Below are 2,604 nucleotides of genomic sequence, written 5' to 3'. Positions count from 1 at the left end.
AGCGTCTGCTTGATCGCCAGCACCGCCGGGTCCTTGGCCGCTTCGCGCAGTAAAGTAATCACCGGCTGGAATGAATCAAAAGGATGATGCAGCAGCACATCCTGTGCCTTTAAAATTTCAAAAATACTTTTCTGTTTACGGAAAATTTTCGGAATGACCGGACTAAAATGCGGATACTTTAATTCCGGACGCTCAAAGCTGGTACTCAGGCGGGACAAATTGATCGGTCCATCAATCCGGTACAGCTCCTGTTCCGTCAGATCAAATTCATCCAGCAAATAGTCGATGATGTTCTGAGGAGAGTCATTTTCAATTTCCAGACGTACTGCACGACCAAAGCGGCGCGAACACAGTTCATCTTTTAAAGCCACCGCCAGATCATCGACATCTTCCGACAATACCAGATCGGCATTGCGGGTAACCCGAAAGGCATAACATCCGGTCGCTTTCATGCCGGGAAACAAATCACTGATATGCTGCTGGATGATCGCAGTCAGAAAGATCTGGGTGGTATTGTTTCCGGTGACATCTTCCGGAATTTTAATCAGGCAGGGTAAGGAACGTGGTGCCGGCACAATTGCCATCTCGATTTCACGGCCAAAGGCATCTTTACCTTCCAAGCTGATAATAAAGTTCAGACTTTTATTCACCAAACGTGGAAAAGGATGTGAAGGATCCAGACTGATCGGGGTCAGTACCGGTTGCACTTCTTTGGCAAAAAAGGCTGCAATCCAGGCCTTATGTTTTTCCAGAAGATCCTGGTATTGAAGAAACTGAATCCCCTGCGCCTGGAGTTCAGGCAAAATTGCATGATTCAGAACCTCATACTGTTTGTTCACTGTGGCATGAATGGACTGGGACAGTTCTTGTAGAATCAGCTCGGTGGGTACAGCATCAGGCGTCCGGGTAGTCGCATTCAGATCTTGCTGTTTCATCAGCCCGGCAATCCTGATTTCAAAAAACTCATCCAGGTTACGGGAAAAAATAATCAGGAAGTTTAAGCGCTCTAAAATCGGTAAATTTGGATCGAGTGCTTGTGCCAAGACACGACGCTGAAATTCAAATAAGGAAAGTTCCCGATTAAAATAGGTCGCTGACGAATGCTGAAATTGTTCCATGCCCTCTCAATGCTGCTGATTACAGTCTGTTGTTTCACATCATTGAGGGGCGATCTTAGGCAGACTTCATGACACTTATGTTACAAAGCTCGATAAATCCATATAAATTAATATTTTAATTTTTCACCGTATAAAAAAATCATGCTATGGCTCGTTGGGCGCCGTCATCAAATTGCAATTAAGTGTCCGTTTTTTCAGTTTGTCTGCCAGCCCAATAAGTGGCTAAAGCAGGTCCTGAAATATTATGCCACAGGCTGAAAATGGCACTTGGAACCGCAGTAATGGGAGATGCAGCAAAATGGGTCGCCGCCAAGGCCACACCCAGACCAGAATTCTGCATCCCCACTTCAATGGATACTGCACGACAGTCAATTTCTGCCAAGTGAAATATGCGACTGGCCCAATAACCCAGTAAATAGCCCATCCCATTGTGTAAAGCCACAAGCCCTAAAATCATTAAACCAGATTCCAGAATCTGGGTTTTGCTGCCGGCAATAATTGCCGCCACAATTGCGACAATGGCAATCACTGAAATTACTGGCATTACCTGGATATAGCCTTCTACCTTGGTTTTTAGAAGGGCGCGGATAATCAAACCTAAAATGATTGGAAACAGCACCACTTGCAGAATCGAAATCAGCATGGACAAGGCATTAATTTCAATCCATTGGCTGGCCAGCAGATAAAAAATTGCCGGAGTCAAAAGCGGTGCCAATAAAGTCGATACCGAAGTACACGCCACAGAAAGGGCTGTATTGCCCTTGGCCATATAGGTAATCACATTGGATGCGGTGCCACCTGGACAGCAGCCCACCAGAATTACACCAATCGCAATTTCAGCCGGAAGCTGGAATAGCTGACAGAGCAAAAAGGCTAACCCTGGCATCACCATAAACTGAGCCACGACCCCAATCGCGACGGCCTTAGGACTTTGCAAGATACTTTTAAAATCGCCTGGCGTCATGGTCATGCCCATACCAAACATGATCAGACCCAACATCCAAGGAATATAGGCGCGTAACCAGACGAAAAGATCCGGCAGCATCAGAGCAATCGCTGAAAATAGAATGACCCACAGAGCAAAGGTCTTTTGGACAAACTGGCTAAATTGAAGGAGTGCTGACATGGGGAAATCCAGGGGTCATGAAAAAAAAATCAAGGCATCTGTGGATGCCTCAAAGTAAACAAACCATTGCATAATGGTAAATGGCCCTAATCGCCTTAAGTCAGCGCTTAGGCAGCATTAATAATATCTTTCAGATAAATCCGTTTTACGCCCTGTGCCAGCATGTCCTGCCAGGCATGTTGTAGCGAACCATTCAGGTCAATGCCCTTGGTAGCATCCGCAATGACATAGGCCTTAAAGCCGAGTTTACAGGCATCCATCGCGGTCCAGGCCACACAAAAATCGGTCGCGATACCCACGATAAACACGGTATCAATACCGCGCTCACGTAAATAGCCGGCCAGACCGGTACTGGTTTTT

The 2,604-nt window shown here is 46.2% G+C and carries 2 protein-coding genes and 1 pseudogene; all 3 read right to left on the bottom strand.

What is annotated here, in order from left to right; translation table 11 throughout:
* Window positions 1–1,118 (bottom strand): annotated as a pseudogene (locus B4J23_RS13245) (RNA degradosome polyphosphate kinase); the annotation flags it as partial.
* A gap of 178 nt (window positions 1,119–1,296) precedes the next feature.
* On the bottom strand, window positions 1,297–2,244 hold the full coding sequence (locus tag B4J23_RS13240; RefSeq protein ID WP_034170262.1) for a bile acid:sodium symporter family protein: 948 nt from the start codon (window positions 2,242–2,244) through the stop codon (window positions 1,297–1,299).
* Between the two features lie 107 nt (window positions 2,245–2,351).
* Window positions 2,352–2,604 (bottom strand): isochorismatase family protein (locus tag B4J23_RS13235; RefSeq protein WP_291361253.1); only part of this gene is annotated, 253 nt, incomplete at its 5' end.

Source organism: Acinetobacter sp. UBA3025, from assembly GCF_002367915.1.
Taxonomy (GTDB): Bacteria; Pseudomonadota; Gammaproteobacteria; order Pseudomonadales; family Moraxellaceae; genus Acinetobacter.
Note: the sequence above shows the minus strand (reverse complement) of the source record. Positions and strands in the feature narration are given on the sequence as shown.

What these genes read in the sequence shown, in the direction of transcription:
- B4J23_RS13240 (WP_034170262.1), bottom strand. Translation starts at nt 2,244, where the DNA reads ATGTCAGCACTCCTTCAATTTAGCCAGTTTGTCCAAAAGACCTTTGCT.